Source organism: Streptomyces sp. NPDC058257, from assembly GCF_042881845.1.
GTDB lineage: Bacteria > Actinomycetota > Actinomycetes > Streptomycetales > Streptomycetaceae > Streptomyces.
The window spans coordinates 470,826-487,565 of record NZ_JBHVXJ010000001.1 but is presented as its reverse complement, the minus strand read 5'-3'; the positions used below and the strand labels follow the sequence as shown (position 1 = coordinate 487,565).

Here is a 16,740-nt window from a genome sequence, read left to right as displayed (position 1 = left end):
GCCGATCCCGTGGGGGCCGAGCCCGCCGGGGCCGCTGTCACGAGCGCACCTCGCGTTCGCGCAGACCGCGCGGGTCCACCACCTCCCGGATCAGCCGCAGTTCCTCGGCGGTCGGCTCGCGGGTGCACGGCACTTCGCCCGCCGTGGCCAGCGTGAAGCCCGTCGCCTCGCGCACCTGATCGACGGTGACACCCGGATGCAGGGACACCAGACGCATCGCGTGGTCCGCCGCCCCGAAGTCGAAGACACCGAGGTCCGACACGACCCGCCGCAGGTCGTGGAAGCGGGTGGCGGAAGGGCCGGCCGCAGCCGCGCTGTCGTAGCCGACGCCGCTGATCATGTCGACCTTCTCGACGAAGACGCGCGTCGAGTGCCGGGGGATCCAGTAACTCACGGGATTGTTCAGGGTGTTGACCGGTGCCCCGCGCACGCCGAGCAGCTGGCGCTTCGGCCGCTCCCAGTCGCCGATGCAGGAGATGTTCTGGTTGCCGAAGCGGTCGATCTGGCTCGCGCCCATCATCACGTGACGCCTGCCGCCCATGGCCATCGTCAGGTGCCGGCGGTACGGCAGCCAGCCCTCCGTCACCGCTGACGGCGCCCCCACGGCGGGCACATCGCCGATCAACAGCGCCTCCCCGTCCGTGAGCAGCAGGTCGGGCGAGAACGTCAGCTTGGCAAGGCGGGCGGCGATCACCGGGACCGTGCCCATCGGGGACGCGAGGATCTCACCGGCGTCCCGCCAGGCCTCGGCACAGGCGATCACGCAGTACTCGCTGCGGGTGGCGGCGCTCGGGGCGGTCGCCTCCTCAGACGCGGCGCTCGCCCCGGGCGCGGCGGTCGTCGCCGTCGGGTCGGTCTGCTTCATCGTTGCTCCTCGTGCCAGGTCCGGACGGCCGATTGGTAGTCCTGCTCGGTGCCGGTCAGGAAGCGGTCCTCGAACTTCTTCCAGGCGTCCGGGTCGCTCGCGGCGGTGACGTATGCCTTCTGGAAGGGCTCGTCGCGGTCGTAGTCCGGCACGCACGAGGTGAAGTGCGCGCCCTTGGGCGTCTCGGTCACGCCCGTCACCGCGTGCCGGGAGATCAGCATCGTCTGCGGCGCGGTCCGCTCGGTGAGTTCGCTCGAATCGATGATCCGCTCGCACGACACGTACGCCGTGTCGGCCGCCTCGCAGAACAAGTCGTCGAAGTACGGATCCGGGCCCAGATACTGGCCGTTGCCCAGGCGGTCGGCGCGGTTCAGATGGACCAGTGCCGCGTCCATCCGCAGGGCGGGGACGGCCACGAGCTCCTCCCTGTCCTCGTACGGCGAAGTGACCTTACGCAGCTGGGGGTTGACCCGTAGGACGTCCGAACCGAGGCCCGCGCGGATCGGCAGGAACGGCAGCCGCTGGGCGCCGGCCGTCAGGCCTTGCATGAACATCGCCTCGTCCAGCTCGACGAGTTCGAAGGCGCCGCGCTCGCGCGCCGCGCGGAAGTGCGGCTCCAGGGGGATCGAGTCGAGTGTCGTGAACGCGGTGACCAGCTTGCGGATCTTCCCGGCCGCGGCGAGCAGACCGATGTCCGGGCCGCCGTATGAGAGGACGGTGAGGTCCGTGATGCCGGACCGCAGCAGGGCCCGCACCAGGGCCATGGGCTTGCGGCGCGAGCCCCAGCCGCCGATGCCGAGCGTCATCCCGCTCCGCAGCCGCCCCACGATCTCGTCGGGCGTCATGGTCTTGTCCGTCATGCCCTGCCCTTCTCTTCCTTGCCGGATTCCTGCCCGAAGTCCTCGCGGACGCGGTCGGCCAGACCGCTCAGATTCGCCTCGAAGGTGAAGCCCTGCTCGAAGCGGTAGCTGCGGTGCACGTCGACGGGGTCGATGCCGTTGATCGCCGACTTGGCGAACCGAAGGAGCGTGCCGTCCTTCTGGGCTATCTCGCGCGCCAACTCCAATGCCGCAGCGCGCAGTTCCGCTCGTGGTACGACCCGCCACACGGAGCCGTGCGCGTGCAGTTCGGCCGCGGTGGCCGTGCGCGAGGTGTAGTACAGAGCGCGCATCAGGTGCTGCGGCACCAGGCGGGCTAGATGTGTCGCCGCGCCGAGGGCGCCGCGGTCCAGCTCGGGAAGGCCGAACGTCGCGTCCTCGCTGGCCACGATCGCGTCCGCGTTCCCCACGAGGCCGATGCCGCCGCCCAGACAGAAGCCGTGCACCGCGGCCACCACCGGCACCTCGCATTCATACACCGCCGAAAACGCTTCGTAGCACCCGCGGTTCGCGCCTATCAGCGCGCTGTGGCCGCTGTCGCGCCGCATCTCCTTGATGTCCACGCCCGCGTTGAACCCGCGGCCCTCGGCGGCCAGGACGACGCAGCGCGTCCCGGGGTCGTGGCCCGCCGCGCGCACCGCGGCCGCCAGGTCGAACCACCCCTGCACGGGCAGGGCGTTGACGGGCGGGAAGTCGACGGTGACGACAGCCACGCCTTTGTCCGGTGTGGAGGTGGAGACAGACATCAGAGGATCCGCTACCTTTCAACCAGGCCCTTCAACCAAACATTTGTTAGTTAGAAAGGTAGCAGCGATGACTGACACCCGACAGGTGGTCGTCGTCACCGGCGGCACCCGAGGCGTCGGCGCCGGTATCGCCCGCGGTTTCCTCGCCGCCGGTGCGCGGGTCGTCGTCTGCGCCCGCAGACCGCCGGAGCACCCGGTCGAAGCGGCGGGCGCCGCCGCCGAGTTCCGGCCTCTCGACCTGCGCGACGCGGAGGCCGCGCACAGGTTCTTCGCCGAAGTCGCCGCCGATCACGGGCGGGTGGACGCGCTGGTGAACAACGCGGGCGGCACGCCCTTCGGACTGCTCGCCGAGTCCGCCCCCGCCCGCCAGGCCAAGATCGTCGAACTCAACCTGCTGGCCCCGCTGTACGCGTCCCTGGCGGCGTACGAGGTGATGCGAGGCCGTGAACCCGGTGACGGTGCGGCCAGTATCACCATGATCGGGAGCGTCAGCGGCTCCCGGCCCTCGCCCGGCACCGGTGCGTACGGCGCGGCCAAGGCGGGCCTGGAGAACCTCGCTCGCACGATGGCCGTCGAATGGGCCCCGAAGGTGCGCGTGAACACCGTCGTGCTCGGCCTCGCCCGCACCGAGAGCGCCCATCTTCACTACGGCGACGAGGGCGGCATCGCGGAGGTCGCCCGCACCGTCCCGCTGGGCCGCCTCGCCGATCCTTCGGACGTCGGGGACGCGTGCGTCTTCCTCGCCTCCGACAGCGCCCGCTACATCAGCGGTGCCGCGCTGCACCTGCACGGGGGCGGCGAACGCCCCGCGTTCCTCGACGCCGCGTCCGTCAATCACTGAACGTATCGGAGGAGTTCCGTATGACCGAGGAGTCCCGCACGACCTCAGCCGAAAAGCCGGGCACGGGCAGCACGGGCAGCACGGGCATCTGCGCGGGCCGCGTCGTGATCGTCACGGGCGCGGGCCGCGGCCTCGGCCGTGCGCACGCGCGCGCGTACGCCGCCGAGGGCGCCAAGGTCGTCGTCAACGACCTCGGTGTGGGGCCCGACGGTTCCGGATCCTCCGGTGGGCCCGCGCACGACGTCGTCGATGAGATCCGCGCGGCGGGCGGCGAGGCCGTCGCGCACAGCGGCGACATCGCCACGTCCGAGGGCGCCGCGTCCCTGGTGCGGACCGCGCTCGACACCTACGGAGGTCTCGACACCCTGGTCAACAACGCGGGGTTCCTGCGGGACCGGATGCTGGTCAACCTCGACGAGGACGACTGGGACGCGGTGATGCGCGTACATCTGAAGGGGCACTTCCTGCCGCTGAAGCACGCGGCGGCGTACTGGCGCGGCGAGGCGAAAGCAGGGCGCGCGCGGCACGCGTGCGTGGTCAACACCAGCTCCGGTGCGGGCCTTCTGGGAAGCGTCGGGCAGGGGAACTACAGCGCCGCCAAGGCCGGGATCCTCGGGCTCACCATGGTCGCATCCGCCGAATTCGCCTCCTACGGAGTGCGCGTCAACGCGATCGCGCCCGCCGCGCGGACGCGGATGACGGAGCAGACCTTCGAGCGGACCATGGCCGCGCCCGAGGACGGCGGCTTCGACGCGATGGCTCCGGAGAACGTGTCACCGGTCGTGGTGTGGCTCGGCTCCGAGGCGTCCGCCGGTGTCACGGGCCGTGTCTTCGAGGCCGAAGCGGGGCGCGTCACCGTCATGGAGGGCTGGCGGCCGGGGCCGACGGCCGACAAGGGCGCCCGCTGGACCCCGGCGGAGGCAGGCGACGCGGCGCTGAAACTGCTCGCTGAAGCGGAGGTGCCACAGTCGGTGTACGGGGCGAGGTAGGCGGCGGAGCACCGCCGGACGGGCTTCACCTGAGCCGGTCCGGCGGTACGGACGGTGGACCGCGGACGAAGGTCAGGCCCCGGACGCCACCCGCACCGGAGCCGTGCCCTGTGCGCTGTGCCGCTCCGCCCAGCTCTCGAGGGACGTATGGCACGCGTGGTCCAGGTGCCGCAGCTCCGTGAGATCGAGCTCGATCGGGCGGTCCTGGGGCAGTGCCTCGAGTGCGTCGAGGAGCTTGGGGAGACACAGGAACGTGGCGTGCCCCGACAGGTGGACGCGGACGGGGCCCGCGCGCTTGTCGACGACCTCCACGTCCACGTGCGGCGTCTCCCAGGCGATCTTTATGACGGCGAGGGCAAGGCCGATCAGAACCCCCTCGAACATGTTCACCGAAACGATCGCCACGGCCGTCACGACCAGGACGACGGCCTCGCCGCGGTTCTCGCGCCAGAACTCCGCCAACTGCCGTACGGGGATGAGTTTGCAGCCCGCGTGCACGAGGACGCCCGCGAGGGCCGCGACCGGGATGAGGGCGAGCGTGGCGGGCAGCAGTGCCGAGAAGAGGAGCAGCCAGAAGCCGTGCAGGACGCGGGACGCCTTCGTCCGGGCGCCCGCCTGCACGTTGGCCGAGCTGCGGACGATGACGGCGGTCATCGGCAGGGCGCCGAGCAGCCCGCACACGGTGTTGCCCGCGCCCTGCGCCATCAGTTCCTTGTCGTACGACGTGCGCGGACCGTCGTGCAGACGGTCCACAGCGGCCGCGCTGAACAGGCTCTCCGCCGAGGCGATCAGGGCGAACGCGAGGACGGTACCGATGGCGCCGACACTCAGCAGACCCCCGAACGCGGCGGCGTCGGGCATCTGCACCGCGTCGAGGAGCCCCCGCACCTCGACGGTGGCCACCGGCAGCGAGAGGAGCAGCGAGGCACCCGTGGCGAGCGCCACGGCGGCGAGCGGGGCGGGCATCACACGGAGCTTCGCGGGGAGCCTGCGCCAGAACACGAGCACGGCGATGGTGCCCGCGCCGAGCGCGCAGGCGGTCAGCGCGCGTTCGGAGCCGAACACCCCGGTGAGCAGGCCCGGCAGCCCGGTGATCTTGCCGAGGCCGCTCGCGGGGGCTTCGCGGTCCGCCATGGAGTACAACTGCCCGGCGATCAGGACGAGTCCGATCCCGGCGAGCATGCCCTCGACGACGGACACGGAGATGGCTCGGAAGAAGCGGCCGAGCCGGAGGGCGCCCATGGCCAGCTGGAGGATCCCGGCGGCGAGCACGAGGGCGCCGAGCGCCGCGAGGCCGTACTCCCGGACGGCCTCGTGGACGAGGACGGTGAGACCCGCGGCGGGACCACTGACCTGGAGGCTGCTGCCGGGCAGCAGACCGGTGACGAGGCCGCCGACGATGCCGGTGATCAGACCGAGTTCGGCGGGCACTCCGGAGGCGACGGCCACGCCCAGGCACAGGGGCAGGGCGACGAGGAAGACGACTACGGAGGCGGCGACGTCGTGCCGCGCGCCGTTCGACGCTCTGAACAGGGAACGGGCGCGGTCGAGTACGGGGGCAGGGGAAAGCTGCATGTCGGTTGACTCCTGAGCGCCGTGGGGGTGGCGCATCGGCGTGAAGTGGACCGGTGTTCGGGTCCGGCCGACGGGCGCGTCAGACAGGAGGGCCTGGCGGCATGGTCGTACCGGAGGGGCCGATCAGCAGCGGAAGACCTGGAGAAGAGCTGTCGGTTCGCGGCCCGGGGGTCTCGTCCCCTGGTGGGCGACGGCGGCGGGACAGCACACGGGCGTGCTGTCGTCCGCGGTCGTGACGGTGCGGGCGTGCAGTCGCGGAGCCGTATCGGAGACGAGGCCGCGGCAGTGCGGCCGGCCGCGGGCACGGAAGCGCTCGGAGGTCTGGTCCGGGTGGGTGTCGTCGCCGCACTGCGCGTACGGAGCCGTGGCCGGTTGCGTACGGAATTCCGCGCTGGAAGCGGGTTCGTTGATCCCGTGTGCGAAGAACTGGACGATCACCAGGAGTACGGCGACCAGCACGGCGGGCGGCGCCGCGGGCAGCACCCGCCTGCGTGCTCCGGATCCCGTCACGGTGGCAAAGTCCTCACGTGGCCGCGTAACTCGCATGGTCACCAAGCAACTTAACCCGCCGGATATGTCATTTGGGTGACCAAGTAGTGACTTGGCGCGATAGCCACCCTTCGGTCGGACGTGCGTGGCGTGTTTGCGCGGGCGGAGTGTGTGGCCCCGCCCGGTGCGGGTCGGCGGGTCGGCGGGTTGGCGGGTCGGTGAGTCGCGGAGTCGCGGAGTCGGTGGGTCAGTGCACGGGCCGACCGTACGCAGACAACGGGGCAGTCGTGGGCGCGCCCGTATTGAGCCACCCGAAACCCACCCGAAACCACCCCGCCGCGCCGCCCACCTACACTCCGGCCCATGGCGCGGATCCTGCCCTTCCAGCCCAGGCGGCTTCCCACCGGCGAAGAGAGAGAGGTCGCCCTGCGATTCCGTACCGTGCACGGATACCGGCGCGCGTACCGCGTCGCGGGGGAAGGGCCGGCGATCCTGCTGGTCCACGGCATCGGCGACTCATCGGCGACGTGGAACCCGCTCATCCCCCAACTGGCCCGCAATCACACGGTCATCGCGCCCGACCTGCTCGGTCACGGCGCGTCCGAGAAGCCGAGAGCCGACTACTCGGTGGCCGCGTACGCCAACGGAGTCCGGGATCTGCTCGGCGTGCTCGGCGTCGAGCGGGTCACCCTGGTCGGGCACTCGTTCGGCGGCGGTGTCGCCATGCAGTTCGCCTACCAGTTCCCCGAACGCGTCGAGCGGCTCGTCCTCGTCAGCACGGGCGGTGTCGGTCCGCAGGTCGCTCCCGTGCTGCGGGGCGTCTCGCTGCCGGGCGCCGCGCTGTTCCTCTCCCTGCTCGGACTGCCGGGCGCCGACCTGCCGGTACGGGCGGTCGTCGCCCTGCTCCGGCTGCTCGACACCGGTCTGGGGCAGGACGCGCCCGAGCTGATGGGCCTGGTCGACGCGCTCCCGGACGTGTGGGCGCGGGCCGCGTTCATCCGCACGCTGCGGTCCGTCGTCGACTGGCGCGGCCAGGTGGTCACCATGCTGGACCGTTGCTACCTCGCCCAGGGCATGCCCACGCTCCTCGTCTGGGGCGACCGGGACGGCGTCGTGCCGGTCGACCACGCGTTCACCGCGCACGAGGCGATGCCCGACAGCCGCCTCGAAATCTTCCAGGGAGCCGGGCACTTCCCCTTCCACGCCGATCCCGCGCGCTTCCTCGCGCTCGTCGAGGAGTTCATCGGGTCGACGGAACCGGCCAATTGGAGCATCGAGCAGTGGTGGCGCCTGCTGCGGGCGGGGCGGCCGGGCGACGAGGCCCACGTCGACGAGATGGAAAGGCGGTATCGCGAGGCGAGCGAGCGGAGCGCCACCTGAGGCTTCCTCGGGAAGCCTCAGGCTTCAAGATGCCCCACGCGCTCGCCAGACTGCTGACGTGCCCGCCAGGCGGCTGACGTGCTCGCCAGGCGGCTAACGCGCCTGCCAGACCGTCATGTCCGCGCTCAAGAAGCTGAACCCGCCCTTCGGTAGTGCGGTCGACTTCACCAGGACCACGAGCAGGGCGATGTCTCCGGAGGGGTTCTGCACGCAGATCTCGCTGCCGGCCGCCACGGCGGCCAGCGGGAGGTCGTGGCTGTCGGCGCCCTTGAGGGCGATACGGCACGAACCGAGGGTGGCTCCCGGCTTGCCGTACAGCGGGATGATCAGGCTCTTGTCGCTCTCCAGCGAGCAGCTGTTCCCCTCGCAGACGAAGCGGATGTCCCCCTTGCGGTCCTTGCGGTCGATCGGCTTCCTCAGGCTCACGGAGTTCTTCTCGTCGAACCACTCCTGTGGGTACGCGACGGCTCGCTGCCGCGTGGACCCGGTCGGGGAGGAGCCGGAGGAGTCGGAGGAGTCGGAGGAGGGGAGCGATCCGTCCGCCGCCCGGTCATTCCTGTCGCCGGAACCCGAGTTCTCACCGGCCGCCGAGTTCTCACCCTCGCGCGCGGATCCCCCGGACGCCGCTCCGGACGCCGGTGACCGGTCGGGCGTCTGGGAACCGGACTCCGAGGACGTGCCTTTGCCGCGGAGCATGTCCGTCGCGTCCATCACCGTCCACGTCAACCCCGTGAGCAGCAGCGCGCCTGCCACCGCGGCGGCCGTGATGAACGCGTTGCGTCTTCGGCGGGCCCGCGGTCTTTCCGGCTCCGAGGGCACCGTCCGCTGCGGCGGCGCGAACAACGGCCGCGTGTACACGGGGGCGGGGTGCACCCGGGTCGGGTGGGGAACCGGGGCCGGAACCCTCACCTCCGGCCCGGTGATCTCCCGCCACACAGCAGGCCCCGCATCCACGGCGGCCTCCCCGCCGAGGCGCTGCCTGCACCAGTCGACGATCTCCGCCAGGGTCGCCCGCTCCGCCGGATCGGCGGCCAGGCAACGGGCGAACAGCGGACGCAACTGCGCGGGCAGCAGGGAGAGATCGGGCTCCGAGTGCACGATCCGGTACAGCACGCTGACCGAGGGCCCGTCCCCGTACAGCGGCTCGCCCAGCGCCGCGAACGCCGCTGTCTGGCCGAGCGCGAAGACGTCGGTGGCCGCGGTGACGTCGCCCGTGGACGCCTGCTCGGGAGCCATGAACTGGGGCGTGCCCGCGACGGAACCCGTGACGGTGTGCGCAGAAGTGGCGCTGGAGCTCAGCGATATGCCGAAGTCGATGACGCGCGGCCCGTCGGCGGCAAGGAGCACGTTCGACGGCTTCAGGTCCCGGTGCACGATTCCCGCACTGTGGATGGCCTGCAGCGCCTCGGCGACCCCCGCCATCAGCCACAGCACCGCCGGTACCGGCAGCGGCCCGCTCCGGGCGACTGCCTCCGACAGGGAGGGCCCGGCCACGTACAGCGTGGCCAGCCAAGGCGGTACGCCGTCCGCGTCGGCGTCGATCAGTTCGGCCGTGTAGGCGCCCTTGACCCGCTGGGCCGCCTTTATCTCCCTGCTGAACCGCCGCCGGAAGGCCGGATCGTCGGCCAGCTCGGGCCGTACCACCTTGATCGCGACCGGTCGGCCGCCCTGCGTGTGCGCCAGATAGACCCGGCCCATGCCGCCCGCGCCGATCCGGGCGGCGAGGCGGTAACCGGCCACGGTGGGCGGGTCGTCCGCCTGCAACGGCTGGAACACCTCAGTCGCGTCGTTCATCGGCCCTCGTCCCCCTGCTCCCCTGATCCCCTGCCCCCTGATCAGCAGCAGCCTAAAGGGTGCCTGGTGGGCCTCCGCTCCTCCGTCACTCCTCCGCGAGGACCCGCTGTGCCACAGCGAAGGCCGAATTGGCCGCGGGGACACCGCAGTAGACGGCCGTCTGGAGGAGCACCGCGCCGATCTCCTCCGGTGTGAGCCCATTGCGGCGGGCCGCCCGGATGTGCATGGCGAGCTCGTCGTAGTGCCCGTGCGCGACCAGAGCGGTCATGGTGATCATGCTGCGTTCGCGGTGCGCGAGGGTCGGGTCGGTCCAGATCTGGCCCCAGGCGTAGCGGGAGATGAAATCCTGGAAGCGGGCCGTGAAGGGCGTGGTGTTCCCCTGAGCGCGGTCCACGTGCGCGTCCCCCAGGACCGCTCGGCGCACAGCCATCCCGGTCGCGTCCGCGCCCGTCAAGTGCGTGCGCAGCGCGGCGACCACGGCCTCCGGTCGCTCCGCCGGCGCCAGATGCGAGGCGCCCGCCAGCTCCGTGAGGCAGGCGCCCGGCACCGCGTCGGCGATCTCGCGCGCGTGGGCGGGTGGCGTCGCCGGATCCTCGCGTCCCGCGACGACGAGCGTGGGTGCGGTGATCGTCGCGAGCGACTGCCTGATGTCGTACGCCGCCAGCGCGTCGCAGCACGCGGCGTACGCGTCGGGATCGGTGTTCCGGTGGTCGTCCACCAGGCGGGGGACGGTGAACCCGGGCGTGAACCAGCGTTCCGGCGCGCTCTGCGCGAGTGCCGCGAGGCCTTCGCGGCGCACGAGCGCGGCGCGCTCCTCCCAGCGTGCGCTGCCGCCGAAGTGCGCGGAGGAGCAGATCACGGCGAGGCTCGCCACCCGCTCCGGGTGGTGCGCGGCCAGGTGCAGGCCGACGGCGCCACCGAGGGAGACGCCCGCGTACGCGAAACGGTCGACGCCGAGAGAGTCGGCGAGCGCGAGGACGAGTGCGGCCAGGTCGGCGACGCTCGCTCCCGGGCCGATCAGATCGGCGGGGGACTTGCCGTGACCGGGCAGATCCCAGCGTACGACCCGGTGGGTGGTGGAGAGTTCGGGTGCCACGGCGTCCCACAGGGCGGTGGAGGTGCCGACCGAGGAGCCGAGGAGGAGAGGGGGCGCGGTCGGGGCGCCCTCGGTGGTGTGGTGCGGCAGCTTGCCGGTCATCGTCGCTCCAGGGCTCGGTCCGTGAGGGTTCCGGCTGAGCCGGTGTAACGGGTGGGGTCGGTGAGTTCGGTGAGGTCGACGGCCGACATCCCGGCGAGACCGGGCTCGTCGGCAAGCACCTGCGCGAGGGACCTGCCCTCGTCCCGGGTGCGCCGGGCCGCCGACGTGAGCACCTCCTTCGCACGGGCCCGGCCCAGGAGGGGTGTCAGCTCCGCCGTGAGGCGTTCGGAGACGATCAACCCGTCGGTGAGACCCAGGTGTTCACGCATCGCCTCCGGGTGGACCCGGAGGTTCTCGGTGAGCTCCGCCGCGTGCAGGCTCGCGCCGCCGACCGTGCGCAGGAGGTCGCGCAGGGCCTCCCACTCCGCGTGCCAGGCGCCCGCGGGGCGTTCGTCCTCGGCCGCCATCGACGCGTGGAGCGTCGCCGCGAGGGCGGGGGCGCGGCGGGCCGCGGCGGCGACGAGGGTGGAGCGGACGGGGTTCGCCTTGTGGGGCATGGCGGAGGAACCGCCCCCCGCTCCCTCGGAGAGTTCGGCCAGCTCCGTGCGGGAGAGGGTGAGGATGTCCGTGGCCGCCTTGCCGAGGGCCCCGGCAGTGAAGGCGAGCACCGAGGCGATGTCGGCGACCGGGGTGCGCAGGGTGTGCCAGGGAAGGGCGGGTTCGACAAGACCCAGGTGGTCGGCGTAGGCCGAGACGAGGCCCGCCCCGAGTGCGGCGTCCGCCGCGAACGCCCCCGGCGGGCGCGCCCCGCGCGCGTACGCCCCGAACGCGGCCAACGTGCCTGCCGCGCCCCCCAGTTGAGCGGGAAGCGCGTCGCGTACCGGCCGCACTCTGTCCCGCGCGTCGAGCACCAGCGAGCGCCAGCCCGCCGCCTTCAGGCCGAACGTCGTCGGGACCGCGTGCTGCGTCAGGGTGCGGCCCGGCATCACCGTGTCCCGGTGCTGTCTCGCGAGGCGGGCGAGTGCCGTCTGCGTGCGGGTCAGGTCCGCCAGGATCAGGTCCAGCGTGCGCCGCGCGACCAGCATCATCGCCGTGTCCATGATGTCCTGGCTCGTGGCGCCCCGGTGGACGTACGGCGCCGCGTCCGCGGGCACCGCCGCCGTCAGGTCCGCGACCAGCGGGATCACCGGATTGCCGCCGGACCGCGCGCGGAGCGCGAGATCGCGTACGTCGAAGCGACCGGCGTCGGCCGCGGCGGAGACGGCCGTTGCCGCCCCCGAGGGGGCCAGACCCACTGTCGCCTGAGCCCGCGTCAGCGCCGCCTCCGCGTCGAGCATCGCCCGCAGGAAGGCGGTGTCGCCCGTCGCGGCTTCGGCAGGGGAGCCCGCTCGCCCGGGGGAGAGCAGGCCGACGTCCGTACCTTCAAGACTCACTGGAACTCCAGGAACACCGTTTCGCCCTCGCCCTGAAGGCGGATGTCGAAACGGTACGTGCGGTACGCCTCGGGGCGGGTGACCAGTGTCGCGCGTCGCGCCGGGTCGAGGGAGCCCAGGAGCGCGTCGCCCGGCTCCTCGACCAGGTAGGCGCGCGTGTACAGGTGGTGGAGCAGACCTCGCGCGAACACGGCCACCGCGATGTACGAGACGCCGCCCGGCGGGAGCGTACGGATCGCCCAGTGGCCGTCCGCGTCGGTCGGGACACGGCCGAACCCGGTGAACGCGACTCCGTCACGCCCGATGACCTCGCCCGTGACCGGGTCGTGCCGCAGCGAGCCCGGCGCCCCCGTGCGGGAGCCGTCGGGTGCGGGCTGCCAGGTCTCGATGAGGGCGTCGGGTACCGGGTCTCCCGCGCCGTCGTACACGTACCCGTGCAGTGTGATCGTGTCCGGGTGGCCTGCCGGTGCGACCTCGCCGCCGCGCGGGAAGGGCAGCGCGTAGCCGTAGAACGGGCCGACGGTCTGGGAAGGAGTGGGAGCGTACGACATCAGTGCTTGTCGCCTTCCTCGAAGAGCGTCGCGGAAGGGCCGTCCAGGACGATGTCCCAGCGGTAGCCGAGCGACCACTCGGGGACGGAGAGATCGTGGTCGTAGGCGCAGACCAGGCGCGCCCGCGCCGAATCGTCGGTGACCGAGCGCAGGACCGGGTCGTAGGCGAACAGCGGGTCGCCGGGGAAGTACATCTGCGTCACCAGGCGCTGTGTGAACGCCGTGCCGAAGAGCGAGAAGTGGATGTGCGCCGGGCGCCACGCGTTGACGTGGTTGCGCCACGGGTACGCGCCCGGCTTGACGGTCGTGAAGGAGTACGTTCCCTCGTCGTCGGTCAGACAGCGGCCGAACCCCGTGAAGTTCGGGTCGAGCGGCGCCGGGTGCTGATCGAGCTGATGGGCGTACCGGCCGGACGCGTTGGCCTGCCACAGCTCGACCAACTGGCCGCGCACCGGGCGCCCTTCGCGATCCAGGACACGGCCGGACACGGCGATCCGCTCACCGAGCGGCTCGCCCGGGTGCTGCCGTGTCAGGTCGCGGTCGAGCGCCGTGATGTCGGTGACGCCGAACGCGGGTCCGCTCAGCTCCACCGCCTCCGGGTCGCGAAGAGGGATCAGCTGTTGCCTGGGGTATCGGAAGTGGCTGCTGCGGTACGGGGGATAGTCGCGCGGCGGGTGGTCGGTGGGCGCGGCCGATGCCTGCGCCTTGGCGACCTCCGTGTCCATCTCCCGCTGGCTCAGCCCGTCGGGCAGGGGATCGGTGAGGGGCATGTGGCTATCAGCTCCGTAGACGTCACGCGGACTCATGACGGGATTCCTCCGGACACGGCTTCGCAGGCGGCATCGGAGGCAGCGCCAGGGATGGCCTCAGCGATGGCATCAGGGATGGCTTCAGCGATGGCTTCAGGGATGGCTTCAGCGATGGCTTCGGGAATGTGGACCTCGGCCGCCGTCTTGGCGACGATCTCGTCCACTGTGATGCCCGGGGCCAACTCGACTAGTGCCAGGCCGTGTTCGGTGACGTCCAGGACGCCGAGGTCGGTGATGATCCGATTCACGCAGGCCCGGCCGGTCAGCGGAAGCGCGCACTCCTCAAGGATCTTGGGGGAGCCGTCCTTGGCGGTGTGCGTCATCGCCACGACCACCGTTCGCGCCCCGTGCACCAGGTCCATCGCCCCGCCGATCCCCGTGATCATCTTGCCCGGGATCGCCCAGTTGGCCAGGTCGCCGCGCGCGGAGACCTGCATCGCGCCGAGCACCGCCACATCGATGTGGCCGCCGCGGATCATCCCGAAGGAGAGCGCGGAGTCGAAGTAGGAGGCACCGGGGCGGACGGTGACCGTCTCCTTGCCCGCGTTGATCAGATCCGGGTCCACTTCGGCGTCCGTGGGGTACGGCCCCACGCCGAGGATGCCGTTCTCGGACTCCAGGACCACCTCGACGCCCTCGGGGAGGTAGTTGGGGATCAGTGTGGGCAGTCCGATGCCCAGGTTCACGTACTGGCCGTCGCGCAACTCGCGTGCGGCGCGGGCGGCCATCTGTTCACGGGTCCAGGCCATCAGCCGCTCACCGTCCCTCGTGCCGGGGAGGCGGCGGGAGGGGAAGCGGGCGCGGAGACCGTACGCCGTTCGATGCCCTTGTCCGCCGCCTGCTCCGGGGTCAGCTCCAGGACCCGCTGGACATAGATCCCCGGCAGGTGTACCGCGTCGGGGTCGATCTCGCCCGGCTCCACAAGCTCCTCCACCTCGGCGATCGTGACCCGTCCTGCCATCGCGGCCAGGGGGTTGAAATTCCGGGTGGACTTGTTGAAGACGAGGTTCCCGTGCCGGTCGCCCTTGGCCGCCCGCACGAGCGCGAAGTCGGTACGGATGCCGCGCTCCAGGACGTACTCCTCGCCCTCGAACTCGCGCACCTCCTTGGCCGGTGAGGCGAGCGCGATCCCGCCCGAGCCGTCGTAGCGCCACGGCAGCCCGCCGTCGGCGACCTGCGTGCCCACCCCGGCCGGTGTGTAGAACGCGGGAATCCCGCACCCTCCGGCCCGCAGCCGCTCGGCGAGCGTGCCCTGCGGGATCATCTCCACCTCCAGCTCACCGCCCAGGTACTGGCGGGCGAACTCCTTGTTGGCCCCGATGTACGACCCGGTCACCCGAGCGATCCGGCCCGCCGAGAGCAGCACCGCGAGCCCCGACTCCATCGCCCCGCAGTTGTTGGACACCACCCGCAGGCCCGAAACGCCGGCCTCGTACAGCCCCTCGATCAGCACGCCGGGCACACCGCTCAGCCCGAACCCGCCGACCGCGAGGGAGGCACCGTCGCCCACATCGGCCACCGCGTCGGCAGCCGAGGCCACCACCTTGTCCATCCGTCGATCCCCATCTCTTCCAGGCCTTCGATGCCCTACGAATTAATCAGGGCACTGACTATCTTTACGAGGTCCGGCTCACGCTGCCACTCGTTCCGTAGGCCGTCAAGGGCGAGTACTGTTCAGTGCACCTACGAAAAACCCGGTGCAAGGCAGCCGGTACAAGGCAGCCGGTACAGGGCAGCAGCCGGTACGAGGCAGTGGAGGAACTCATGGCCGCGGTGGACCTGACCACCCACCCCGGGCACCTGGCCCGGCGTCTGCAGCAGGCGCACTATCTGCTGTGGAACACGATGGTCTCCGAGGAGATCACCTCGCCGCAGTTCGCCGTCCTGAACGCGCTCGTCGCCGAGCCGGGCCTCGATCAGCGCACCGTCGGCGAGCGGGTCGGCCTCGACCGGTCCACCATCGCGGAGGTCATCAGCCGTCTCATCCGCCGTGAGCTGCTCGACAAGGTGCGCGATCCGCAGGACGGCCGCCGGTATCTGCTGCACCTGACGGACCAGGGCAAGCGCACGCACCGCAAGCTGACGGTGCGGACGGCCCGGATGAACCAGGTCTTCCTCGGGCCGCTCTCCGCGGACGAGCAGACCCTCTTCTTCGACCTGATCCAGCGGGTCTCGGACGCGGCGGAGGGCCTGCGCAATCCCGCGGAACCCTTCGCCGCGACCAACGGCTGACTCCCCGGCAGGGCCCGCGTCACGCCTTCGCGAACACCACCCACACCTGCCCCTTCGCGAACGGCAGCCGCTCGCCGTCGTCCGCCGTGGTGAACTCCGTGCCGTCCTGCGCAGACGTCCGCTCCCAGCGCGCCTCGTAGGCCCGGCCGTCCCGCAGGACCCGCGCCTTCCCCGAGCCGACGGTCTCGGTGAACGGCGTGTTGCTGCCCGAGCGGTCGTGGAAGCGGGACTCGCGCACCTTCACGTACTGCACGACGACCGTCGACGCGCCCAGCGTCCCGCCGTCAATCGTGCGGGCCTGCGCCCCGTCCATGGAGACGAGCCAGCGCTTCCGCTCGGCCGACCAGTCGAAGGTGAACCGCGCCGCGGGGAAGCGGACCGTGGCCGCACGTTCCGGAGTACCGCCCTTCGGGCGCGCGCCGAAGGTGAAGCCCGTGCTCTGAAGACCCCCCGTGCCCGCGTCGGCGTCCAGTGCTCTCGGGCGTACGAAGAGGTTGTGCGGGGCCACCTTTCCGCCGCCCCGGAAGTAGGCGTCGCCCGGCGCCTTGCCGGGTGACAGCGGGCGCAGGGGAGCGGCCGAGACCAGCGGGAGGAGCTTCGACTGCGCCCCGGAGAACGCGAGAGCCGGATCGTCGAACTGCCTCAGCAGCTCAAGATCCGTCTCCCGCGCGCTGCGCACCGGACCGACGACGGGCGGCGGCTTGCTCGCGTACACCGCCATCAGACGGCTCAGCCCCGCCTCGACCTGCTCCGCGTACACGACGTCCGCCGCGTCCAGACCCGTCTGCGGGCGTGCGGGGCCCACGTTGTCGATCTTCACGGCGAGTACGTGCCCGTCGCCGTCGGAAGCCGCCTTCCCGTCGCCGCCGCCGGTGTCGCTGAGGGTGCAGCCCGGCGCGAGGCAGCCCAGAGCGGCGACGGCCGCCACCGCGGCCACCGTCGTGCGTCGTGTCCATCTCCGCGTTCGCATACGGGCTTCCTACCCCGTCCGCCCCGGCCCTCCCACCCCACGGGGCCAGG

Annotated in this window: 16 protein-coding genes and 1 pseudogene; 4 read left to right on the top strand and 13 right to left on the bottom strand. The window is 71.7% G+C overall.

What is annotated here, in order from left to right; all coding sequences use genetic code 11:
- Positions 1–37: 37 nt before the first annotated feature.
- From ACFVXC_RS02055 to ACFVXC_RS02045, 3 genes are read right to left on the bottom strand one after another with little or no spacing between them, the layout of a single operon-like run.
- The gene (locus tag ACFVXC_RS02055) at positions 38–865 is read right to left on the bottom strand and encodes a CoA-transferase subunit beta (RefSeq protein ID WP_389900566.1); all 828 of its coding nucleotides are present in this window, start codon (positions 863–865) and stop codon (positions 38–40) included.
- Positions 862–1,725 (bottom strand): CoA transferase subunit A, encoded by an 864-nt coding sequence (locus ACFVXC_RS02050; RefSeq protein ID WP_389900565.1) that lies wholly within the window; start codon positions 1,723–1,725, stop codon positions 862–864. The genes ACFVXC_RS02055 and ACFVXC_RS02050 overlap by 4 nt, the downstream gene beginning before the upstream one ends.
- On the bottom strand, positions 1,722–2,489 hold the full coding sequence (locus ACFVXC_RS02045) for an enoyl-CoA hydratase family protein (protein ID WP_389900564.1): 768 nt from the start codon (positions 2,487–2,489) through the stop codon (positions 1,722–1,724). The genes ACFVXC_RS02050 and ACFVXC_RS02045 overlap by 4 nt, the downstream gene beginning before the upstream one ends.
- Before the next feature lie 67 nt (positions 2,490–2,556).
- On the opposite strand from ACFVXC_RS02045, the gene ACFVXC_RS02040 reads away from it, so the two are divergent.
- Both ACFVXC_RS02040 and ACFVXC_RS02035 read left to right on the top strand, forming a co-directional pair.
- Positions 2,557–3,330: an SDR family oxidoreductase gene (locus ACFVXC_RS02040; protein ID WP_389900563.1), complete on the top strand. Its 774-nt coding sequence runs from the start codon at positions 2,557–2,559 to the stop codon at positions 3,328–3,330.
- A 20-nt stretch (positions 3,331–3,350) separates the two neighbouring features.
- Positions 3,351–4,319, top strand: coding sequence for an SDR family oxidoreductase (locus ACFVXC_RS02035; RefSeq protein WP_389900561.1), 969 nt, complete (start codon positions 3,351–3,353; stop codon positions 4,317–4,319).
- Between the two features lie 72 nt (positions 4,320–4,391).
- On the opposite strand, the gene ACFVXC_RS02030 is transcribed toward ACFVXC_RS02035, so the two are convergent.
- Together ACFVXC_RS02030 and ACFVXC_RS02025 are read right to left on the bottom strand one after the other, a co-directional pair.
- Positions 4,392–5,894, bottom strand: coding sequence for a SulP family inorganic anion transporter (locus ACFVXC_RS02030; protein ID WP_389900559.1), 1,503 nt, complete (start codon positions 5,892–5,894; stop codon positions 4,392–4,394).
- 123 nt (positions 5,895–6,017) lie between these two features.
- Positions 6,018–6,404 (bottom strand): hypothetical protein, encoded by a 387-nt coding sequence (locus ACFVXC_RS02025; RefSeq protein WP_389900558.1) that lies wholly within the window; start codon positions 6,402–6,404, stop codon positions 6,018–6,020.
- A gap of 342 nt (positions 6,405–6,746) precedes the next feature.
- Here ACFVXC_RS02025 and ACFVXC_RS02020 point away from each other — a divergent pair, with 342 nt between their 5' ends.
- Positions 6,747–7,763: an alpha/beta fold hydrolase gene (locus ACFVXC_RS02020; RefSeq protein WP_389900556.1), complete on the top strand. Its 1,017-nt coding sequence runs from the start codon at positions 6,747–6,749 to the stop codon at positions 7,761–7,763.
- A 93-nt stretch (positions 7,764–7,856) separates the two neighbouring features.
- Here the strand turns inward: ACFVXC_RS02020 and ACFVXC_RS02015 are convergent, their stop codons facing one another.
- The 7 genes and pseudogenes from ACFVXC_RS02015 to ACFVXC_RS01985 form a co-directional block, all read right to left on the bottom strand.
- Positions 7,857–9,557 (bottom strand): serine/threonine-protein kinase, encoded by a 1,701-nt coding sequence (locus ACFVXC_RS02015; protein ID WP_389900554.1) that lies wholly within the window; start codon positions 9,555–9,557, stop codon positions 7,857–7,859.
- 85 nt (positions 9,558–9,642) lie between these two features.
- On the bottom strand, positions 9,643–10,755 hold the full coding sequence (gene pcaD, locus ACFVXC_RS02010) for a 3-oxoadipate enol-lactonase (protein ID WP_389900552.1): 1,113 nt from the start codon (positions 10,753–10,755) through the stop codon (positions 9,643–9,645).
- Entirely contained in the window at positions 10,752–12,128 is a 1,377-nt protein-coding gene (gene pcaB / locus ACFVXC_RS02005; protein WP_389900550.1) for a 3-carboxy-cis,cis-muconate cycloisomerase, read from the bottom strand. The genes pcaD and pcaB overlap by 4 nt, the downstream gene beginning before the upstream one ends.
- Positions 12,125–12,679 carry a protocatechuate 3,4-dioxygenase subunit alpha gene (gene pcaG, locus ACFVXC_RS02000; RefSeq protein WP_389900549.1) on the bottom strand — a complete coding sequence of 185 codons (555 nt, stop codon included), beginning with the start codon at positions 12,677–12,679 and terminating at the stop codon, positions 12,125–12,127. Before pcaG ends, pcaB begins: the two co-directional genes overlap by 4 nt.
- The gene (pcaH, locus tag ACFVXC_RS01995) at positions 12,679–13,449 is read right to left on the bottom strand and encodes a protocatechuate 3,4-dioxygenase subunit beta (protein WP_389901530.1); all 771 of its coding nucleotides are present in this window, start codon (positions 13,447–13,449) and stop codon (positions 12,679–12,681) included. Before pcaH ends, pcaG begins: the two co-directional genes overlap by 1 nt.
- A 152-nt stretch (positions 13,450–13,601) precedes the next feature.
- Positions 13,602–14,237 (bottom strand): annotated as a pseudogene (locus tag ACFVXC_RS01990) (CoA transferase subunit B); the annotation flags it as partial.
- Positions 14,237–15,040 carry a CoA transferase subunit A gene (locus ACFVXC_RS01985; RefSeq protein WP_389900548.1) on the bottom strand — a complete coding sequence of 268 codons (804 nt, stop codon included), beginning with the start codon at positions 15,038–15,040 and terminating at the stop codon, positions 14,237–14,239. The pseudogene ACFVXC_RS01990 and the gene ACFVXC_RS01985, both read right to left, overlap by 1 nt.
- Positions 15,041–15,252: 212 nt before the next feature.
- On the opposite strand from ACFVXC_RS01985, the gene ACFVXC_RS01980 reads away from it, so the two are divergent.
- Positions 15,253–15,720: a MarR family winged helix-turn-helix transcriptional regulator gene (locus ACFVXC_RS01980; protein WP_389900547.1), complete on the top strand. Its 468-nt coding sequence runs from the start codon at positions 15,253–15,255 to the stop codon at positions 15,718–15,720.
- A gap of 19 nt (positions 15,721–15,739) precedes the next feature.
- Here the strand turns inward: ACFVXC_RS01980 and ACFVXC_RS01975 are convergent, their stop codons facing one another.
- Positions 15,740–16,690 carry a DUF3048 domain-containing protein gene (locus tag ACFVXC_RS01975; RefSeq protein ID WP_389900546.1) on the bottom strand — a complete coding sequence of 317 codons (951 nt, stop codon included), beginning with the start codon at positions 16,688–16,690 and terminating at the stop codon, positions 15,740–15,742.
- Positions 16,691–16,740 lie beyond the last annotated feature (50 nt).

Coding starts and splice junctions, on each gene's coding strand:
- pcaG (WP_389900549.1), bottom strand. CDS start 12,679: ATGTCGTACGCTCCCACTCCTTCCCAGACCGTCGGCCCGTTCTACGGC.
- ACFVXC_RS02030 (WP_389900559.1), bottom strand. CDS start 5,894: ATGCAGCTTTCCCCTGCCCCCGTACTCGACCGCGCCCGTTCCCTGTTC.
- ACFVXC_RS02015 (WP_389900554.1), bottom strand. CDS start 9,557: ATGAACGACGCGACTGAGGTGTTCCAGCCGTTGCAGGCGGACGACCCG.
- ACFVXC_RS02055 (WP_389900566.1), bottom strand. CDS start 865: ATGAAGCAGACCGACCCGACGGCGACGACCGCCGCGCCCGGGGCGAGC.
- ACFVXC_RS02050 (WP_389900565.1), bottom strand. CDS start 1,725: ATGACGGACAAGACCATGACGCCCGACGAGATCGTGGGGCGGCTGCGG.
- ACFVXC_RS01980 (WP_389900547.1), top strand. CDS start 15,253: ATGGCCGCGGTGGACCTGACCACCCACCCCGGGCACCTGGCCCGGCGT.
- ACFVXC_RS01975 (WP_389900546.1), bottom strand. CDS start 16,690: ATGCGAACGCGGAGATGGACACGACGCACGACGGTGGCCGCGGTGGCG.
- ACFVXC_RS02035 (WP_389900561.1), top strand. CDS start 3,351: ATGACCGAGGAGTCCCGCACGACCTCAGCCGAAAAGCCGGGCACGGGC.
- pcaH (WP_389901530.1), bottom strand. CDS start 13,449: ATGCCCCTCACCGATCCCCTGCCCGACGGGCTGAGCCAGCGGGAGATG.
- ACFVXC_RS02040 (WP_389900563.1), top strand. CDS start 2,557: ATGACTGACACCCGACAGGTGGTCGTCGTCACCGGCGGCACCCGAGGC.
- ACFVXC_RS02020 (WP_389900556.1), top strand. CDS start 6,747: ATGGCGCGGATCCTGCCCTTCCAGCCCAGGCGGCTTCCCACCGGCGAA.
- ACFVXC_RS01985 (WP_389900548.1), bottom strand. CDS start 15,040: ATGGACAAGGTGGTGGCCTCGGCTGCCGACGCGGTGGCCGATGTGGGC.
- ACFVXC_RS02045 (WP_389900564.1), bottom strand. CDS start 2,489: ATGTCTGTCTCCACCTCCACACCGGACAAAGGCGTGGCTGTCGTCACC.
- pcaD (WP_389900552.1), bottom strand. CDS start 10,755: ATGACCGGCAAGCTGCCGCACCACACCACCGAGGGCGCCCCGACCGCG.